The organism is Opitutus terrae PB90-1 (assembly GCF_000019965.1).
GTDB classification, from domain to species: domain Bacteria; phylum Verrucomicrobiota; class Verrucomicrobiia; order Opitutales; family Opitutaceae; genus Opitutus; species Opitutus terrae.
Genome location: NC_010571.1, coordinates 1,955,502 through 1,973,110 on the forward strand (window position 1 = coordinate 1,955,502; position 17,609 = coordinate 1,973,110).

General features: G+C 65.4%; 18 protein-coding genes. 11 read left to right on the forward strand and 7 right to left on the reverse strand.

The window, feature by feature from the left end; all coding sequences use genetic code 11:
* Positions 1-7 precede the first annotated feature (7 nt).
* The 4 genes from OTER_RS08010 to OTER_RS08025 all read right to left on the reverse strand — a co-directional run bounded on the left by OTER_RS08010 (position 8) and on the right by OTER_RS08025 (position 4,008).
* The gene (locus OTER_RS08010) at positions 8-589 is read right to left on the reverse strand and encodes a DJ-1/PfpI family protein (RefSeq protein WP_012374403.1); all 582 of its coding nucleotides are present in this window, start codon (positions 587-589) and stop codon (positions 8-10) included.
* Between the two features lie 53 nt (positions 590-642).
* On the reverse strand, positions 643-2,094 hold the full coding sequence (locus OTER_RS08015) for an aminotransferase-like domain-containing protein (RefSeq protein ID WP_012374404.1): 1,452 nt from the start codon (positions 2,092-2,094) through the stop codon (positions 643-645).
* A gap of 408 nt (positions 2,095-2,502) precedes the next feature.
* Complete coding sequence (locus OTER_RS08020) at positions 2,503-3,330, reverse strand: PhzF family phenazine biosynthesis protein (RefSeq protein ID WP_012374405.1); 828 nt, start codon at positions 3,328-3,330, stop codon at positions 2,503-2,505.
* 204 nt (positions 3,331-3,534) lie between these two features.
* Positions 3,535-4,008, reverse strand: a complete 474-nt coding sequence (locus tag OTER_RS08025) for a GNAT family N-acetyltransferase (RefSeq protein WP_012374406.1) — start codon at positions 4,006-4,008, stop codon at positions 3,535-3,537.
* Between the two features lie 156 nt (positions 4,009-4,164).
* On the opposite strand from OTER_RS08025, the gene OTER_RS08030 reads away from it, so the two are divergent.
* Positions 4,165-4,569 carry a DUF3568 family protein gene (locus tag OTER_RS08030; protein ID WP_012374407.1) on the forward strand — a complete coding sequence of 135 codons (405 nt, stop codon included), beginning with the start codon at positions 4,165-4,167 and terminating at the stop codon, positions 4,567-4,569.
* 36 nt (positions 4,570-4,605) lie between these two features.
* On the opposite strand, the gene OTER_RS08035 is transcribed toward OTER_RS08030, so the two are convergent.
* A complete protein-coding gene (locus OTER_RS08035) occupies positions 4,606-5,061 on the reverse strand; it encodes an RrF2 family transcriptional regulator (RefSeq protein ID WP_012374408.1) in 456 nt (151 codons plus the stop codon).
* A 514-nt stretch (positions 5,062-5,575) separates the two neighbouring features.
* Here OTER_RS08035 and OTER_RS08040 point away from each other — a divergent pair.
* The gene (locus OTER_RS08040; protein ID WP_012374410.1) at positions 5,576-6,787 is read left to right on the forward strand and encodes a DEAD/DEAH box helicase; all 1,212 of its coding nucleotides are present in this window, start codon (positions 5,576-5,578) and stop codon (positions 6,785-6,787) included.
* 189 nt (positions 6,788-6,976) lie between these two features.
* Here OTER_RS08040 and OTER_RS08045 read toward each other — a convergent pair whose 3' ends face one another.
* Positions 6,977-7,600: an MIP/aquaporin family protein gene (locus tag OTER_RS08045; RefSeq protein ID WP_012374411.1), complete on the reverse strand. Its 624-nt coding sequence runs from the start codon at positions 7,598-7,600 to the stop codon at positions 6,977-6,979.
* A gap of 177 nt (positions 7,601-7,777) precedes the next feature.
* Here OTER_RS08045 and OTER_RS08050 point away from each other — a divergent pair, with 177 nt between their 5' ends.
* The 9 genes from OTER_RS08050 to OTER_RS08090 all read left to right on the forward strand — a co-directional run bounded on the left by OTER_RS08050 (position 7,778) and on the right by OTER_RS08090 (position 16,548).
* Positions 7,778-8,581, forward strand: coding sequence for an arsenite methyltransferase (locus tag OTER_RS08050; RefSeq protein WP_012374412.1), 804 nt, complete (start codon positions 7,778-7,780; stop codon positions 8,579-8,581).
* Positions 8,578-9,132, forward strand: a complete 555-nt coding sequence (arsN2, locus tag OTER_RS08055; protein WP_012374413.1) for an arsenic resistance N-acetyltransferase ArsN2 — start codon at positions 8,578-8,580, stop codon at positions 9,130-9,132. Before OTER_RS08050 ends, arsN2 begins: the two co-directional genes overlap by 4 nt.
* Positions 9,129-9,707 carry an RNA polymerase sigma factor SigZ gene (gene sigZ / locus OTER_RS08060; RefSeq protein WP_012374414.1) on the forward strand — a complete coding sequence of 193 codons (579 nt, stop codon included), beginning with the start codon at positions 9,129-9,131 and terminating at the stop codon, positions 9,705-9,707. Before arsN2 ends, sigZ begins: the two co-directional genes overlap by 4 nt.
* Before the next feature lie 124 nt (positions 9,708-9,831).
* Positions 9,832-10,122, forward strand: coding sequence for a hypothetical protein (locus tag OTER_RS08065; RefSeq protein WP_044891653.1), 291 nt, complete (start codon positions 9,832-9,834; stop codon positions 10,120-10,122).
* Positions 10,123-10,294: 172 nt separating this feature from the next.
* Positions 10,295-10,903, forward strand: coding sequence for an HAD family hydrolase (locus OTER_RS08070; RefSeq protein ID WP_012374415.1), 609 nt, complete (start codon positions 10,295-10,297; stop codon positions 10,901-10,903).
* Positions 10,904-11,038: 135 nt separating this feature from the next.
* A complete protein-coding gene (gene hisC / locus OTER_RS08075; protein WP_012374416.1) occupies positions 11,039-12,136 on the forward strand; it encodes a histidinol-phosphate transaminase in 1,098 nt (365 codons plus the stop codon).
* A gap of 344 nt (positions 12,137-12,480) precedes the next feature.
* Positions 12,481-13,632: an outer membrane beta-barrel protein gene (locus OTER_RS08080; RefSeq protein ID WP_012374417.1), complete on the forward strand. Its 1,152-nt coding sequence runs from the start codon at positions 12,481-12,483 to the stop codon at positions 13,630-13,632.
* 99 nt (positions 13,633-13,731) lie between these two features.
* A complete protein-coding gene (locus OTER_RS08085) occupies positions 13,732-14,322 on the forward strand; it encodes a polysaccharide biosynthesis/export family protein (protein WP_425496019.1) in 591 nt (196 codons plus the stop codon).
* 6 nt (positions 14,323-14,328) lie between these two features.
* Positions 14,329-16,548, forward strand: coding sequence for a GumC family protein (locus OTER_RS08090; RefSeq protein WP_012374419.1), 2,220 nt, complete (start codon positions 14,329-14,331; stop codon positions 16,546-16,548).
* A gap of 12 nt (positions 16,549-16,560) precedes the next feature.
* Here OTER_RS08090 and OTER_RS08095 read toward each other — a convergent pair whose 3' ends face one another.
* Positions 16,561-17,556: an L-threonylcarbamoyladenylate synthase gene (locus tag OTER_RS08095; RefSeq protein ID WP_012374420.1), complete on the reverse strand. Its 996-nt coding sequence runs from the start codon at positions 17,554-17,556 to the stop codon at positions 16,561-16,563.
* Positions 17,557-17,609 lie beyond the last annotated feature (53 nt).

Genomic DNA, 17,609 nt, shown 5'->3' on the forward strand with positions numbered 1-17,609 from the left:
GCGGGCGTCAGGCGCGGCGATACTCCATGGTGCGCGCGGTGGTTTCCGCGGCGGCGGCGCCGAGCAGACGTTCGACGACGTGCAGCGAGCAGTCGATGCCCGCGGAAATCCCCGCGGCGGTGAGCACCTGGCCGTTGTCCACGAAACGCGCCTCCGGATCGATCTCGGTGCGCGGCGCGAGGGCGCGGAGTTCGTCGAGGTACGCATGGTGGGTCGTCGCGCGCAGTCCGTCGAGCAGTCCGGCGCGCGCGAGGACGAGTGCGCCCGTGCACACGCTCATGAGGAGCTCGATCTTGCGCGACTTCACGCGCAGCCACTCGAGGAGCGAGGGCATCTGCAGCAGCGGGCGCGTGCCGGCCCCGCCGGGAATCACGAATACGTGCGGCAACGGACAGCTTTCGAGCGTGAAGTCGGGCACGATCTTCAGGCCGTTGCGCGTGCGCACGGTGCCCGGTTTCAGCGCGAGCGTGAAGGTATGAAACACGGCGTGATCGTGGAGTTCGTCGGCGAGCGCGAACACCTCGAACGGTCCGGCGAAGTCGAGGACCTCGACGTCGTCGAAGACGAGGATGGCGACGTGGCGCTTCATGGGCAGCTACAGACTCACGGGCGGGACGCCCGTGCCACGCGATCTGCGCCGGCTCAGGCGGCGAGCTGGTTCTTCGCCAGTTCGCCGAGCGTGCGCAGCGACTGCTCGATCACGTCGTTCCACGGCAGGCCGCAGTTCATCCGCAGGCAATTGCGGTAGCGGTCCTTGACGGAGAACAGCGGCCCGGGCGCGGCGCAGATCCGCTGCTTCGCGGCGTCGCGCTGCAGCTTGACCGCGTCGACGCGCGGCGGCATTTCGATCCAGAGGATGAACCCGCCCTGCGGCCGGCTGAGCCGCGTGCCCTCGGGGAAATAGCGGAGCACCGCCTGCGAGACGACGTGGAGCTGGTTGTGGTAGGCGCGGCGGATCGAGCGCAGGTGGTGGTCGTAGCCGCCGTTGCGCAGGAAGTCGGAGACGGTCTTCTGGAGAATCACCGGCGTGCCGAGGGTATTCGTAAACTTGAGCCGCCGGAGCCGTTCGAGATAACGGCCCGGCGCGCACCAGCCGACGCGGAGCGACGGCGCGAGCGTCTTGCCGAACGAACTGCACAACAGCACCCGGCCGTCGGTGTCCCACGCCTTGAGTGGCTTGGGCCGGCGTTCGCCGAAGTGCAGGTCGCCGTAGATGTCGTCCTCGATCGCGGGCACGTCGTGCTGCTGCAGGAGCTCGTAGAGCTTCGCCTTCTTCTCGTCCGGCATGCAGGAGCCGAGCGGATTCTGGAAACTCGGCATCACGATGAGCGCCTTCACGTCGTTGTGCGCGAGCGCGTCCTGGAACGCGTCGAGGCAGAGACCGGTGCGCGATTCGGTGGGAATCTCGAGTACGCGCAGGTTGAGGCTTTGGATCGTTTCGAGGAAGCCGAAGTAGGCGGGGGTTTCGACCGCGACGGTGTCGCCGGGCTTGGTGACGGCGCGCAGCGACAGATTGATCGCCTCGGCGCAGCCGATGGTAATGACAAGCTCGTCGTGCGACAGCGGCGCGCCGCACTGCAGGTAGCGGCGGGCGATCTCGCGGGTGAGCGGATCGTAGGCCCAGTTCATCGCGTAGCGGCCGAGCATCGCGGGATCGTTGCGGCAGACCGAGCCGACGAGCCGCGCCAGCTTGCGCGTCGGGAAGAGCGTGTGGTGCGGGCACGCCGCGCCGAACTGCACGAAGTCAGGATCGGCGCACAGCGCCAGCATCTCGGCGGTGAGGTCGTTTTCGCCGACGTAGCTCGGCTTCGCCATGGGCTTGGCCATCCGCGGCTCGAGGGCCTGGCCGACGAGCTGCGGCCGGATATAGAAACCCGACTGCGGCCGCGCCTCGAGCACGCTGCGGTTTTCCAACACCGTGTAAGCCTGAATGACCGTGGAAATGCTCACGTCGCGCTGGAGGGCCATCCGGCGGACGGACGGCAACCGGTGGCCGGGACGGAGCGTGCCCTGTTCGACGAGCTCCTGGATTTCGCGGGCGAGCTCGAGGTAGAGCGGCGCACGTTCGGGCTTGGCGGCGATGGTCTGGATCATGGCGGGAGGAAGTTCACGCCGCCGACGATACGGGAGGATCGAAATCGGCGGCAGGGTTAATGCCCGGCATTTGGCACCAGCACAGTTGCGCATCCCGAGTTTTGTGACCATCACAAATCGTGTCACGAGTCGCGGCGCCGCGCGCTGGCACCGACCCGGAAATTTCATGAACCGGAGTGGAGTAAGGCTCAGTCTGAAATTTCCGTCCGCTTGCGGCGGAGCGACCTTGTCGCGGCTAGGTTCGCAGTCGGAACATGGCGGAGGGCGGGCGAGGCGTTGCGGCGCGGAGGGCCGTCCACGGGCGGGACGCCCGTGCCACCGTAGGATTGTCGGACGCGTTCCGCCACGGCGCCGGCCGTGCGGCTGCAAGGAGCGCGGTGAAGGCAACGCGCTCCACCTTCCTCCGGTTCAGGGCAGGTTGAGCTCGCCGCGGAGGTAGAGCACGGCTTGGCCGGCGATTCGCACGCGCGATTCGGCGGTGCCGCGACCGGGCACGTGTTCGCACCAGAGCTCGCCGCCTCGCGCGGAAACCTGACGCGCATGTAGGATCGTCTCGCCGAGTCGGCCGGCCCAGTAGGGCACCAGCGTCGCATGCGCCGAGCCGGTGACCGGGTCCTCGTTGATGCCGGCGCCCGGCGCGAAATAGCGGGAAACGAAATCGCAGTCGGTGCCGGGCGCGGTGGCGAGCAGTCGCGCATCGCCGAGACTGGCTATTCTCGGGAAATCCGGACGCAGCGCGCGCACCTCGGCTTCGGTGGCGAAGAGCGCGACGTAGTGCGCGTGCGTGGTCACCTTCAGCCACTCGGCCGGCCGTGTGCCGGCGAGGCTTTCGCGCATCGGGGCGGGCACTTCGGCCGGATCCAGGCGCATGGCCGTGCGTGCGGGAAAATCCATCTCCAGCTTGCCGTCCGGGCGACGCGCGACGGTCAGGGGGCCGCTTTTGGTGTCGAATACGATTTGATTGCCTGACTGACCCAGCTGCGTGAACAAGGTGAACGCGGTGGCGAGCGTGGCGTGGCCGCACAGATCGACTTCGAGCGCGGGCGTGAACCAGCGCAGGTGAAGCCGTGCCGCGCCGGTGCGGACGACGAATGCCGTTTCCGAAAGCCTGTTCTCGAATGCGATTCGCTGGAGGACCGCGGCGTCGGGCCAAGTGTCGAGCGGGACCACGGCTGCGGGGTTGCCCGAAAAAACGCGGTCGGTGAACGCGTCGATCCAGTAGAGCGGAAGCTTCATCGACGCAGCGTAGCACGCTCCCTTAGCACGTGGTAGACGCAGTCGCGCGCGTATTCGTGCGGTCCAGGGAGTTCGCGGGATGATCCGCGACAAGGTTAGTTCTGGTAGGTCGCGGTCTCCTGACCCCGCCGCCTCGATCGATTTCCCCGGCGGGGTCGGGAGAGCCCGCCCTACATTGAAGCGCTCGGTTGGCTGAGGAGGAGTTTAGCGGTAGTGCGCGAGCGCAGCGCCGGAGAGCCGGCAGATCCGCTGATCGGGAATGCGTTGTGCGCCGAGGCGGTGATAGAACTCGATGGCGGACTCGTTCCAGTCGAGCACCGTCCACTCCATCCGGCCGCAGCCGCGCGCATTGGCGAGCTGGGCCAGATGGACCAACAGTGCCTTGCCAATGCCACGACCGCGAAATTCCTCCTGCACGAAGAGATCTTCGAGGTAGAGCCCGGGTTGGGCGAGGAACGTGGAATAGTTGGTGAAGAAAACGGCGAAACCCGCCGGCCCGCCGTCGGCGAAGGCGAGCACGCACTCTGCCGCCGGTTTGGGGCCGAATAGCGTGGCGCGTAGTTGCGCCTCCGTCGCGCGGACCTCGTCGAGCATCTTCGCGTAGCGGGCAAGGGCGCGAATGAAGTCGAGGATCAGGGGAACGTCCTTGTCGGTGGCGGAGCGGAGCTCGAGGCGCATCGCACCAGACCGGTCAGTCGCGGAGCCGTGTCAATGGCAGTGGCTGGGCGGGCCCGCACACCGACCGCCAAGTGCTGGCGGAACAGATCAGTTGCGGGAGACGAAGATTGTGAACAACCTACTGCCGATCGGGTCAGTGGCCACTCCAGTCAAACCATGAAAACCAAATCTCCGGTGCGTGTTGTCGCGCTTCTTTCGTTGGCTGTTTCGCTCGCCGTCGTGGCGGGCATGACCGGCTGTGTCGCCGTCGCGGCAGGGGCCGGGGCTGGTGCGGCCGTGGCCTGGGTTCGCGGTGAACTCCAGACGAACCTTTCGGCCGATTTCGAAAACGCGGTGCGTGCTACGAACCGTGCGCTGACTCAGCTGCAGTTGGCCAAGATCAGCGAAAAGAAGGACGCGTTGAACGCCGTCATCACCGCGCGCAACGCGGCGGACAAGAAGATCGAGATCCAGCTGGCGAATGCGGCGCGCAACCTCACCAAGGTGGAAATCCGCGTGGGAGTATTCGGCGACGAGCCGCTGTCGATCGCGATCCTGGAGAAGATCAAAGACAACCTCTGATCGTTCGGAGCGCGCAGGGCGCCGCGGGCCGGCGGTTCAGCTCGCATGCGCGCGTCGCAGCGCGGCGGAGGTTATGCCGGCGCCGATTTCGGCGTGCATATCGGCGAGGGTGACTCGGCGGAGCGCCGCTTCCATCCCGGCCTGCGCTTCACCGAGCACGCGATGGAGGATGCGTTCCATCCGCGCCCCGACGGGGCAACCCGGGTTGGGCGAAAAATGGCGCAGGCCCTGATCAGGCGCGGGTTCGACGGCGCGGTAAACGTCGAGCAAGGTGATGGCTTCGGGCGCTGCGGCGATGGCGAAGCCGCCCGTGGCTCCCTTGTGGGCGGTGACGAGGCCGGCCTTGGCGAGTGCGGACAACAGCCGGCGAATCACCACCGGGTTGGTGTCGACGCTCCGGGCGATCTCCGCCGATGGCACCGCCGCACCGGCCCGATAAACCAGGTAGGCGAGGATGTGCAGACTGACGGCGAAGCGCGAATTGCCTGGCATCGGGTTGCGTGCACGGAAGTGTGGCTTGCGCGGGAGTCAAACGGCGGCGGGCCGTGGGATGAGGATATCGGGGATTGCAAACCGGAGCGATTCGACGAGTTTGGCGGCTCTACAAGCACTCATGTTAAAGAAAATTTTCGCGAAGCTACGGCAGACTATCGCCCCTTCGCCGTCGTCGAAGCCCGCTGCAGCGGGTGACAAACGTCCTTCATCGGCCAAATCCCACGGCACGCCTCGCCACGAACCACGCTCCGCGCACGGAGGTGGCAAGTCGCCGGAGTCCGGCCGAACGCACGGCGGTGCGCAACCGGCCCGCGAGGCCCATGGCCGCCGGGACGAAGAGGGACAGGGCGGACGCCGCCGTCGCCGCGGCGGCAGGGGCCAACGCGACCGTTTCGGCAGCGAGCCGGCGCGGGGGCATGGAGCGCGCGCGGAACGGCCCTCGCACGCGGAGCCCTACGAGCATCCGGGGCACGAGGCGGTGAAACCGACGGTGCCGATCGCGGTGCCGAAGATGGATACGGCGTTCAGCAAACTCGGTTTGCAGGACGCGTTGGCGTATGCCGTGCAGAAGATGGACTACGTAGAGCCGACGCCGATCCAGGCGCAGGCGATCCCCATCGTGCTGAAGGGCGGCGACGTCATTGGTTCGGCCCAAACGGGCACGGGCAAGACCGCAGCGTTCGCGCTGCCGATCATCCAGCGGCTGAGCACGCACGGGCGGCTGCGCTGCCTGATCCTCGAGCCGACGCGCGAACTGGCGCTGCAGGTGGAGGAGGCTTTTCACAAATTTGCGAAGTTTACCGATCTGCGCGTGACCATCGTTTACGGCGGCGTCGGTTACGGGAAGCAAACCAGCGATCTGAAGCGCGGCATGGACATCCTCGCGGCGACGCCAGGCCGGCTGCTGGATCACCTGGGGCAGGGCAACTGCTCGCTCGAGGATGTGGAGATTCTCGTGCTCGACGAAGTCGACCGGATGCTCGACATGGGCTTTCTGCCGGACGTGCGGAAGATCGTGCAGCGCTGCCCCAAGGCGCGGCAGACGCTGTTCTTCTCGGCCACGCTGCCGCCGGAGCTCGAGCAACTCGCCGGCTGGGCGCTGCACAATCCCACCAAGGTGGAGATCGGCCGCGTGCGTTCGCCGGCGGAGACGGTGTCGCACGGCTTTTATCCCGTGGTGGCTTCGCAGAAATTCGATCTGCTGCAGCTGCTGCTGGAGCGGACGGAGTTCAAGAGCGTGCTGATCTTCTGTCGCACGCGGATGGGCGCGGACCGGATTGCGCACCGGCTGAAGACCAAGGGGCACACGGTGGGCGTGATGCACTCGGACCGCAGCCAGCGCGAACGCATCGAGGCGCTGGACGGTTTCAAGAGCGGCAAGTTCGAGGTGCTCGTGGCGACGGACATCGCCGCGCGCGGGCTCGACATCGCGGGGGTCTCGCACGTGATCAACTACGACGTGCCGGAGAATCCGGAAGACTACGTGCATCGGATCGGCCGGACCGGCCGCGCGCACCACACGGGCGATGCGTTCACGCTGGTCACGGAGGAAGACGTGCGCGACGCGCGGTCGATCGAGCGTTACATGGGCATGGCAGTGGAGCGCAAGAAGGTCGAAGGCTTCCCCTACATTTACTCGGCGCTGTTTGACGAAAAAGCGCTGGCGGAGATCTCGGCCGCGGCGCCGAAACCGGCCGGCCGGCTGCATCGCGGCATGCGCTGATCCGGGATTGCCCGGACAACGGCACGTGGCTTGTTTCCCGGGCTGACCAAAACGGTGTTACACCTGTAACACCGTTTTGGTCAGACCCCAGATGGTAGAGGATGGCAGGCGTCGCGAGCCGGCCCTCGATCAGGTCCGGCGGCGGCGCGCGCCTTTCGCGGGCGCCTGGCCCCATCACTACTGCTCTGCTCAGTCGAGCCCGTTGATCAACCGATAGGCCAGGGCCGCGACGGCGGCGCCGGCGAACTCGGAGACCAAATACACGCCGAACTGGGCAAACGATTCGAGCCCCATGGTGAACACCCCGAGGCCGACGGCGGGATTGAAGGCGCCGCCGGAGATGCCGCCGACGGTGATCGCGCCCACCAGCACGGTGAAGCCGATGGCGAGCCCGTAGAAGGAGTTGCCCATGGTGTTTTTCGAGGTGGCGACGTTGAGCACCACCCAGCAGAGCGCGAAGGTGAAGAGGAACTCGACGATGAACGAGGCGAGCCGGGGGTGCTGGGCGATCACGCTCGGGTCGACTCGGCCCTGGAGCACGACGTTTACCAGCAGCGCTGCGACGAGGCCGGCCAGAAACTGCGCGATCCAGTAGGGCACCACGTCGCGTCGCTCGCAACGGCCGCGCAGGAACGCGGCGAGCGTGACGGCCGGGTTGAAGTGACCGCCGGAGATATGTCCGCCGGCGAAGATCATCACCATCAGCACCGAGCCGATGGCAAGCGGGGCAAGCGCGGCGCCTTGGCGCACGGCCAGGCCGACGGTGAAAACGAGAAAGAACGTGCCGATGAACTCGACGAGGTATTTTTTCATGGGGTAAGAGCGGCGGATAATGCCACGGACGAGAAGGTAACGCGAGTCCTGCGAAGGGGAAATCGGGGCGAAACCGATCGCCCCCTGCGGGTTTCCGCTGGTCGGCGGCGGGGCCGGGAAAAAAACTTTGCGTCCGATCGCGGCGACTCGCGTCAGCAGGATTGAACCCAATACAACATGGCTGAAACCATCCTTCCCGACATCGAACAAATTCGGAACTTCGTGCGTGAGCGCTATGGCGCGATCGCGGAGCAGGCCGACGAAACCTGCGGCTGCAGCGCCACCGGCTGCTGCGGCGGAACGAAAGAGAACTACGGCGAGAAACTCGGCTACTCCGCCGAGCAGCTCGCGGCAGCCCCCGCCGGATCCGATCTCGGGCTGGGTTGCGGCAATCCGCTCGCGATCGCCTCGATCCGGCCGGGCGAGACCGTGCTCGATCTGGGCAGCGGCGCGGGCTTCGACTGTTTTCTCGCGGCGCGGCAGCTGAACGGCACCGGTCGCGTGATCGGCGTCGACATGACGCCCGCGATGATCACCAAGGCGCGGGCGAATGCCGCGAAAAGCGGTTTCGCCAATGTCGAGTTCCGACTGGGCGAGATCGAGGCGCTGCCGGTGGCGGATACCTCGGTGGATCTGATCCTTTCAAACTGCGTGATCAACCTTTCGCCCGAAAAGGCGCGGGTGTTCCGCGAAGCGTTTCGCGTGCTGCAACCAGGCGGTCGGCTGGCGATTGCGGACGTCGTGGCACTGAAGCCGCTGCCGGCGGAGATGAAGGCGAAACTGAGTTCGATCGGTGCGTGTGTGGGCGGAGCGACGCTGGTGGACGAGCTGCGTCAGCTGCTGACGGCCGCCGGATTCGAGCGGATCGAGATCGTGCCGAAGGAAAGTTCGCGGGCCTACATCGCCCAGTGGACGGACGATGCCAGCGCCGCGGATTTTGTGGTGAGCGCGTTCATCACCGCGTATAAAGCCCAAAAATGAGCGGGTCTGCGCAGAATTGTAGGGCGGGGTCTCCGCACCCCGCCGTCGCGCCAAATACGGCGGAGTCGGGAGCCCTCGCCCTACAGGACGCGGCTTCATCACGAGAAGGCATCTTTTCGATCGAGCCTGCGCAGCCGCAGGATGGCGCGTCGATCGGTGAACTGTTGGGTGCGGCCGGGCTGCCGCACGAGGATTTCGCGCCGCACCTGAATCGTTTCCTGGTGGCGCGGCGCGGCCAGCAGGTGATCGGCGCAGTGGGGGCCGAGGTGATTGGCGAGGACGCGTTGCTGCGCTCGCTCGTCGTCGACCTGGGGGCGCGCCGCGCCGGATTAGGCGAGGCGTTGGTGCGGCGGATCGAAAACGAGGCGGCCGGCTGGGGTGTGCAGCGCTGGTGGCTGCTCACGACGACAGCCGAGGAGTTTTTTAGAAAGCGCGGTTTCCGCGTGACGCCGCGCAACGAGGCGCCAGCGGGCATTGCGGCGACCGCCGAGTTTCGCGGGCTCTGTCCGTCGATGGCCGCCTGCCTCTCGCGCGAAAGGCGGAGCGCATGAGCGTGACCGAGTTCGATGCGGCGGTGACGGAGTTTTCGACCAAGCTGCGGGCGTTCGTGCGCCGGCGGGTGCGCGACGAAGCGACCGCGGATGACCTCACGCAGGAAACGCTCCTGAAAGTCTTCCGGTCCCGGGAAACGCTCCGCGACGGCCAGCGACTCGAGGCGTGGCTGTATCGGATCGCGCGCACCACCCTGGTGGATCATTACCGCCGGCAGCGGCCTAGCGAAGAATTGCCGGAGACGATGGCGGCGGAATCGGTCGACGAGATCGAGGCGTTGCGGCAGGCGCTCGCGCTTTCGACGCAGCGGTTTTTGGAGGAGCTGCCGGAGTGTTATCGCGTGCCGGTGCGGCTGGCGGAGCTGGAGGGCCTGCCGCTTGCGAAGATCGCGCTGCGGCTCGACCTGTCGCTCACCGCGGTGAAGTCGCGCGTGCGTCGCGGCCGGGCGATGTTGAAGACGAAGCTGCAGGAGTGCTGCCGGCTGGAATTCGACCGGAGCGGCAAGCTCATTGGCTGCGAGCGGCGTGAGCGTTGTGGAGAGTCGCAGAAACGAACGGCGACGGAGCGTGCTTAATGAAAATTATCCGGCGAAGTGACGCCGAGGTGGGGCGGCGAATCCCCTCGCCGCCGCGACGACCAGAGGTGCTCGCGGCGGGGAGCGGAATCCGCGCCCTACTGGACTGCCATACCTTCTTTCCGTGATCCTCAACAAGAGGCAAAAGATGAAGACGAACGACACTGAACGAGCAGATCCGCGCCCGTCGCGCTGGCAGGCGTGGCTGGAGTATGTGAACGCCGTGTTTGCGATCAGCTCCTGGGGGCTTTACGGCCCACGGGCGTGGCCGATCGACGATCAAGCGCGCCAGCTGCTGTTGCAGGTCATGTCCCGGTCGCGGAACAAGCCAGAGCGACCGGGCCAAGTGGCGAAGGCTCCGGTGCCGCCGGCAGCCGCCTTGGCGGGCTGTTGCTGCGGCTGCGCGGCGAGCTGACACACGCGAATACCCGTATCCGGCAAACCACGGGCGGGACGCCTGTGCCACGTGGCATGGGCGTCTCGCCCATGACGGAACAGTGAGATGCGCCGGGCGACGGAAGGTCGCGGGAGCGGTCGTGGGTTTGCCATTGCGTCGGCGAGTGTTTCGGAGTGCGTTCGCCGGTTTCATGAAACTGGAAATCCCGCCCGGCGATTTCGCCGGCTACATTTTCGATTTGGATGGCACGCTCATCGACACCATGCCGCTGCACTATCGGGCTTGGGACGAGGCGATGCGACGCGCTGGATTAACGGTGGCGCTGGACGAGGACTTGTTTTACTCGCTCGGCGGGGTGCCGACGCGGCGGGTGGCCGAGCTGATTGCGGCGCATTACGGGCTGAAGATCGACGCGCAGCGCGTGTTTCACGAAAAAGAATCGCTGTTCACCGAGCTGCAAAAGGACGCGCAGCTGATTGCGCCCACGGTGGAGTTTGCACGCAAGGCCGCCGCCACGCACCCGATGGCGATCGCGTCCGGTGGGCCGCGCGACATCGTGCGGCGCTCATTGGAGCTCGCGGGCTTGGCGCCCTTGTTCAAGGCCGTCGTCACGGCAGACGACGTGGTCCACGGCAAACCGGCGCCGGACATGTTCCTGCTCGCGGCCAAACTGATCGGCGTGGCACCGGAAAGATGCCTGGTATTCGAGGATGCCGAGCCGGGCTTCAAGGCGGCGGCGGCCGCGGGCATGCGCGTGGTGCGCGTGCCCAGCCGGATTCGGTGTACGAAACGCAGCTGACCCGCGAGGTGCGGTCCGGCGCGGCCGCGGGAAGGGCAGAGGGCGAGGGGAATTTGGCGCAACTGACGTGGCTCGCGGAAATCGCGAGGCAAAACCCGCTTTCATTTGCAGCGGTTCCCGTTCATTCGTGGGAGCATGAATTTTCAGGCGCTCGTCAAACCCGCGGTGCTCACGCAGCCGGTCTATGAACCGGGCAAGCCGATCGAAACGGTGGCCCGCGAGCTGGGGTTGGACCCGGCGGGCATCATCAAGCTCGCGTCGAACGAAAACGCGTTCGGCCCGTCGCCGCGAGCCGTCGCGGCCGCCAATTTGGCGCTCGGGGAGGGCGAACTTTATCCCGACGGCGGCTGTTTCGCCCTGCGCGAGAAACTCGCCCAGGTGCGCGGACTCGCGCCGGATCAGTTCATCATTGGCAACGGCTCGAATGAGATCATCGAGCTGCTCGGGCACGCGCTGATCGGCGCGGGCGACGAGGTGGTGATGGGTTCGCCGGCGTTCGTCGTTTACAAGCTCGTGACGTTGGTGTTCGGCGGAAAAGCCGTCGAGGTGCCGCTCGTGAATCACCGCCATGACCTGCCGGCGATCCGCGCCGCGATCACGCCGCGGACGAAGCTGGTATATGTGTGCAGCCCCAACAACCCGACAGGCACCGCGAACACCGAGGAAGAGCTGCTGACCTTCGCCCGCTCGCTGCCGGAGCACGTCGTGGCCGTGTTCGACGAGGCGTATGCGGAATATATTCCCCAGGCACCCGATCTGCGGCCGCTGCTCCGGGAGGGCCGCAATGTCATCTGCCTGCGGACTTTTTCAAAGATCTACGGGCTCGCGTCGTTGCGGATTGGTTACGGCTACGCGGCGGCGGAGACGATCGCCCTGCTCAATCGTGTGCGGCAGCCGTTCAACGTGAACGCCATCGCCCAGGCCGCGGCGGTGGCGGCGCTCGACGACATCGAGTTCACCACGCGCTGTCGCGACGCGAACTTGGCCGGGCTGCGCCAACTCGAAGCGGGCTTCCGCAAGCTCGGACTCGAATATGTGCCGAGCGTGGCGAACTTCCTCGTGGTGCGGGTGGGCGACGGCGCGCGCGTGTTCGACGCCCTGCAACGCCGTGGGGTCATCGTGCGCCCGCTGAAACCCTATGCGATGCCCGAGTGGTTGAGGGTGACGGTGGGGACGCCGCAGCAGAATGATCGGCTCCTCGCCGAACTCGCCCGATACAGGGATAACCCCTAGGCAGATTTCAGGGACGGCCGGGCGATGCGTCCGGACCGACGCGGCGGAGGCGCGCACACTCGGGACAAGCTTACGCGAGCAGCGACGAACTGTGTCATCAAATCGGAATGGCCGTCTAAAGTGGCGAAGCCACTTGCTATACAGAGTTTTGTGGCCCGGCATTCGCATAAAATATGCCTTGCTTGTGGCCCCCCGATGGTGGTTTAAGTAACGGGTCGACTTCACACCAACCGCCTTAAAGGGGGTAACGTAGCTCCTCGTCTGCACACACAGCATGAGTGCGCGAGCTATCCCCTGATGGGTAGGGTCGGCTTCCAGCCCTCCAACTTCAACTCACTGCGATCATGAAGATCACACGCCTTATTGCCGTGTCGGCTCTGCTGACGACGGGCGCCTACGCCGCTCCCTTTCTTGCCATCAGCGACAACGCTGAAATTTTTCTGACCGGCACCCTCGGTGTGCGGGCCGACGACAACATTTTCATGACCCCGGATGCCCAGAGCGACACGATCTGGGACATCAATCCGGGCGTGCAGCTGGTGTTTGGTCGCTCCAGCATGCTGCAGGGGACTTGGTCGGTGGTGGAGAGTTTCGCGAACTACTCCGACCACAGCGACCTGAACTCGAACCTCTTCTCCACCGCGTTCAACGCCGCCTACGACGACGGCAAGGCGAAGAGCACCTTCAACGCGAGCTTCAACGAGATCAACCAGAACACGGTGGACGTGCGGTCGAACGGCGATGCGCTGATCCGGCGCGACGTGTTCGCGATCGGCGGCCAGAGCGAGGTGAACGTTTCCGAAAAATCCAGCGTGGCGGTGGGCGTGCAATACACGGGCACGAACTACAAGCGGATCGGCTTTAGCGACAGCAAGGTCGGGACGATCCCGGTGAGCTACTACTACGAGATGACGCCCAAGGTCGATATGGCGCTGACGTATCGCTATCGCCAATCCTGGTTGCAGCACGGCTACGACTCGAAGGATCACGCGGTCACGGTCGGTGCGCGCGGTGAGTTCACCCCGAAGCTTACCGGCCAGGTGCACGTCGGCGTGACCCAGCGCAATTTCCGCCACCACAAGGGGCTCCCGGATCTCGACGACAAGACCCTGCTCGGGATCGATTCGAGTCTGAGCTACGCGGTCTCCCCCAAGTCGACCCTGCAGTTCGGCGTCAGCAACGACTTTGATGCCAACTCGCAAGGCAACCAGCAGAAGAACCTCACGATCCGCGGCTCGGCCATCAGCAATATCTCGGATGAGTGGAGCGTGCTGATCGGCGCATCCTATCGGGCCATCAATTACTACGCGCAAGGCGGCATGACGGCGAAGGCCCGCACGGACGACTACATGGAGGGTCAGATCGGCGCCACCTACAAGGTGAACGAGTACCTGCAGATCACCGGCGCGCTCGCGCTGCGCTCGAACAAGTCGGATTTGGACACCTCCGACTTCGACAACAGCGTGGTGAGCCTCGCGGCGAATCTTCGCTTCTAGTTCGCTGAGCTTGCGTCACTCTTGGAAAGCGGAAGAAGATCGTTCCGGTCTTCTTCCGCTTTTGTTTCTATGGCTTCCCGCTTCACTCGAGGTCTCTGGCTGGCGGTTTTCACCTGTTGGGTACAGTCCGCTGGCGCCGCGTCGTCGGAAAGTTCGTCAGCGTCGTCCACGGCGCCGAGTGTAAGCCGGTCGGACTATGTGCTGCTCCCTTCCGACCTGCTCCGGGTGCAGATTTTCCAGGAAGAGGACCTCACGCGCGAGGTGCGCATTTCCCAGGAGAATACGATCAATCTGCCGCTGATCGGCGCCATCACCACCAAGGGCAAGAACGTCCGCCAACTGCAGGAGGAGATCCGCGATCTCTACGACCATGACTACGTCGTCAACCCGCAGGTGAACGTGTTCGTCCTCGAATACGCCAAGCGCAGCGTCAACGTCATCGGCTCGGTCACCACCCCCGGCGTGGTGCTCTTCCCGCAGGAGCAGGGTTTGACGCTGTTGGACGCGATTTCGCGCGTGGGCGGTTTCAATCGGCTGGCCGATCGCCGGAAGGTGAAGCTGACCCGTACGATCGAGGGCAAGGTCAACACCTACATCATCAACGCGGACGACATCATCGAGGGCAACACGAGCGCCAACTGGCCGCTCGTGCAGGATGATGTGATTTTCGTGCCGGAACGTATCCTTTAATCGAACATGGAGCAGGAGACCAAACCACCCGCGCCGAGCACGGACGGCAATCACCCGAATGCCGGCTATCCCGGCTATTCGGCTCCCGGCTACGGCTATGGCTACGGGGAGGAGTCGCCGGTCCACCGGACCCTACAGGACTACCTGCTGATCCTGCGCGAACGCATCTGGTATATCATCGTCGTCTTCCTCGTCGTTTTCTCGTCGGCGCTGGTTTACACGCTCAGTCGGCCGAAGATCTATCAGTCGAGCGCCAGCGTGCAGGTCTTCCGGCGGGATCCGACGATCATGCAGGTCCAGGCGGTGATGGATAACGAAATCCGCTCCGCGGAGGATCTGAACACGCAGGTCAAGATCCTGGAGAGCGCGACCATCGTCCAGAAGGTGGCGGCGCGCCTGTCCGGCAAGGAACTGGCAGACTTCCTCGCGCCATATAAATCCGAGGCGGACGAGACCGAGCCGCTCACCGCGGACGTCGTGCTGATGCGGAACCGCAAGATCATCCCGCAACGGCTGACGTTGATCATCGTGGTGCAGTATCAGCACACGGACCCGCAGCTCGCGGCGAAGATCGCCAACATGTTCGTCGACGAGTATATCAACTACAACGCCCGCGTGCGCATCGACGAATCGATGAAGGCCGTCGAGGACCTCAAGGTGCGGGTGGAGCAACAGCGCAAGAAGGTCGACGAGCTCGCGATGAACCTGCAGGCTTACCGCGCCAAAAGTAATCTCGTCTCGCTCGATGAGCGGAAGGACATCGTCACCGAGAAGCTGAAGGCGCTGAACATGCTGGTCACGCAGACCACCTCGCGCCTCGCCGATGCGGACGTGCGGCTCAAGCAGGTGCGCGAACGCCGCGCGACGAAGGGCGACCTCACCGAGCTGCCCTTCATCGCCGCGAGCCAGCCGTTGATCGCGCAACTGCAGCAGCAATTGTCGGCGCAGAAAATCGCCATGGCGCAGTTGCGCGATCGCTACCGCGAAAAACACCCGCGCATGATCGAGGCGACGAATCTGGTGAACCAGACCCAGCGCGAGCTCGACAAGGCGATCCGCACCGCCGAGGCCGCGATCGAATCCGAATACCAGACGGCCCTGCGCAACGACCAGGAGGCGCGCGCGCAGCTTTCCGCGCAGGAGGCCGAGTCGCTCATGATCGATCGCTACGGCGTCGAGTACGACAACATGGCCCGCGAATTGCGGATCAACGAGCAGATCCTGCAGACCATCCTGGCGCGCACCCGCGAAACCTCGATGACGAGCACGATCGAGACCCAGAATGCTCGCATCGTCGATCACGCGCTGCCGGCGTTGCGGCCGTCGTCCCCGAAGGTCGCGCTGAACCTCGCGCTCGGGCTGGTCGGCGGGCTTGGCCTCGGCCTCGCGTTCGCGTTCTTCGTCGCCTACATCGATGACCGGGTAAAGAGCTCGTTCGATATTGAGGGCGTGGTCGGGCTGCCGCTGGTCGGAATCATTCCCCAGATCAAGCGCATGGAGCAGCCGGAGAAGGCCCAGATCGTGGTCAACAACGCCGACCGGCAGGTGTCCGAGGCCTTCCTCACGTTGCATTCCAGCCTGCGGTTGAAGGACGACACCAAGAACGCGAAGTGCCTGCTGACCACCAGCACGATCCCGGGCGAGGGAAAATCCTTCATCACCACCAATCTCGCGCTGACCTTTGCCGCGCACGGCGAGCGCGTGGCGATCGTCGACTGCGATCTGCGCAAGCCGAACATCCACAAATCATTTCGGGTGGAGAATCTGCGCGGCGTGATCGACGTCTGCAACGGCACCGCGACGATCGACGAGGTCGTCCAGCGCAACCTCCAGCCGAATCTCGATGTCATCGCCGCCGGCGGCCGGGCCAAGAATCCGACGCAGGTGCTCAACAGCAAGAATTTCGAGCTGATGGTCTCCGATCTTCGCAAGCGCTACGACCGGGTGTTTTTCGACACCCCGCCGCTCGCGGCCGTGAGCGACGCGCTGATCGTGCTGCCGCTCGTCGACGGCTCGATCTTCACCATCTTCTTCAACAAGGTCCGGCGAAAAGCGGCGCAGTTCTGCGCCAAGAAGCTCCTCGATGCGAACGTACCCTGCGTCGGTGCCGTACTCAACGGGCTCAACCTGACCGTTTCCGGCTACTACTACGCGCAGTATTACGACAAATCCTACAAGGACTACTACGTCGTGATGGCGAAGGACGAGGAAGCCGAGGTGCGCTGAGCGGCGCGGCGATCAGCCGCGTCCGGCAGCGCGCGCGAGCCGGTCGTTGATGGCGTCGGCCAGGCCGCCGCCGCGGGCGCGTTCGAAATGCAGCCGCTTGAACCGCTGCGCGTCGACCAGCCGCAGCGTGTGGAAAAGTCGGCGCGCCGCTTCCCGGAGCGAGCCACGTTCGCTCAGCCAGAAAATATTCTCCCCGCTCACTCCCGCCGGACGGGCGACGAAGATCCAGGCTTCGTCCACGCGGGAATCTCCGACCTCGCGCGCCGAGAACCGTTCGTGCAGCTGCGACGGCGTGCGGGGGCTGTAGTGGCGGGAAAGCAAGCCGGGCGAAATGGGCGCATGCGGCGCAGTGCGGCGCGTGGGCATCCGCACCCGCACCCCTAGCACGCTTTCCAGCTCGCGGCGGCTGACCGCCCCTGGTCGGAGCAGCTGCGGATGTCGCGGATCGCGGAGATCAACGATGGTGGACTCAACGCCGATCGGACACTCGCCACCGTCCAGAATGGCCGGAATCCGCCGGCCAAGCCCGGCTCGTACGTGGGCGGCCGAGGTCGGGCTGATGTAGCCGAACGGATTCGCGCTCGGGGCGGCGACCGGCATGCCGGCGCGGCGCAGCAGCTGCCGGAAGAGAGGATGCGCCGGCATCCGGACCGCGACGCTGGGCAATCCGGAAGAAACCACAGCCGGCACGATCGAACGCCGGGGCAATACCATCGTCAACGGCCCGGGCCAGAACGCCCGCGCCAGCCGCTCGGCTGCGGAGTTGGTTTCGGCGAGCAGATCGAGCTGGGCCCGGTCGTGGATGTGGACGATCAACGGATCGTTCGCGGGGCGACCCTTCGCCCGGAAAATCTTCCGGCAGGCGCGGGCATCCAGCGCGTTGGCGGCGAGCCCGTAAACCGTTTCAGTCGGCACCGCCACCAGCTCGCCGTCGCGCAGCATCCGCGCGAGCCGCGCCAGGTTGCGCGGGGTACCGCGGTAGAGGCGGGCAGTGGCGGGACGGGTCATGGCACGAAAAAGGCCGGAGCCATCGACTCCGGCCTGAAGTGGTTTGGCAATCG

Excerpts from the sequence above, each read along its gene's own strand:
- OTER_RS08010 (WP_012374403.1), bottom strand. The coding sequence starts at position 589 with ATGAAGCGCCACGTCGCCATCCTCGTCTTCGACGACGTCGAGGTCCTC.
- OTER_RS08015 (WP_012374404.1), bottom strand. The coding sequence starts at position 2,094 with ATGATCCAGACCATCGCCGCCAAGCCCGAACGTGCGCCGCTCTACCTC.
- OTER_RS08020 (WP_012374405.1), bottom strand. The coding sequence starts at position 3,330 with ATGAAGCTTCCGCTCTACTGGATCGACGCGTTCACCGACCGCGTTTTT.
- OTER_RS08025 (WP_012374406.1), bottom strand. The coding sequence starts at position 4,008 with ATGCGCCTCGAGCTCCGCTCCGCCACCGACAAGGACGTTCCCCTGATC.
- OTER_RS08030 (WP_012374407.1), top strand. The coding sequence starts at position 4,165 with ATGAAAACCAAATCTCCGGTGCGTGTTGTCGCGCTTCTTTCGTTGGCT.
- OTER_RS08035 (WP_012374408.1), bottom strand. The coding sequence starts at position 5,061 with ATGCCAGGCAATTCGCGCTTCGCCGTCAGTCTGCACATCCTCGCCTAC.
- OTER_RS08040 (WP_012374410.1), top strand. The coding sequence starts at position 5,576 with ATGGATACGGCGTTCAGCAAACTCGGTTTGCAGGACGCGTTGGCGTAT.
- OTER_RS08045 (WP_012374411.1), bottom strand. The coding sequence starts at position 7,600 with ATGAAAAAATACCTCGTCGAGTTCATCGGCACGTTCTTTCTCGTTTTC.
- OTER_RS08050 (WP_012374412.1), top strand. The coding sequence starts at position 7,778 with ATGGCTGAAACCATCCTTCCCGACATCGAACAAATTCGGAACTTCGTG.
- arsN2 (WP_012374413.1), top strand. The coding sequence starts at position 8,578 with ATGAGCGGGTCTGCGCAGAATTGTAGGGCGGGGTCTCCGCACCCCGCC.
- sigZ (WP_012374414.1), top strand. The coding sequence starts at position 9,129 with ATGAGCGTGACCGAGTTCGATGCGGCGGTGACGGAGTTTTCGACCAAG.
- OTER_RS08070 (WP_012374415.1), top strand. The coding sequence starts at position 10,295 with ATGAAACTGGAAATCCCGCCCGGCGATTTCGCCGGCTACATTTTCGAT.
- hisC (WP_012374416.1), top strand. The coding sequence starts at position 11,039 with ATGAATTTTCAGGCGCTCGTCAAACCCGCGGTGCTCACGCAGCCGGTC.
- OTER_RS08080 (WP_012374417.1), top strand. The coding sequence starts at position 12,481 with ATGAAGATCACACGCCTTATTGCCGTGTCGGCTCTGCTGACGACGGGC.
- OTER_RS08090 (WP_012374419.1), top strand. The coding sequence starts at position 14,329 with ATGGAGCAGGAGACCAAACCACCCGCGCCGAGCACGGACGGCAATCAC.
- OTER_RS08095 (WP_012374420.1), bottom strand. The coding sequence starts at position 17,556 with ATGACCCGTCCCGCCACTGCCCGCCTCTACCGCGGTACCCCGCGCAAC.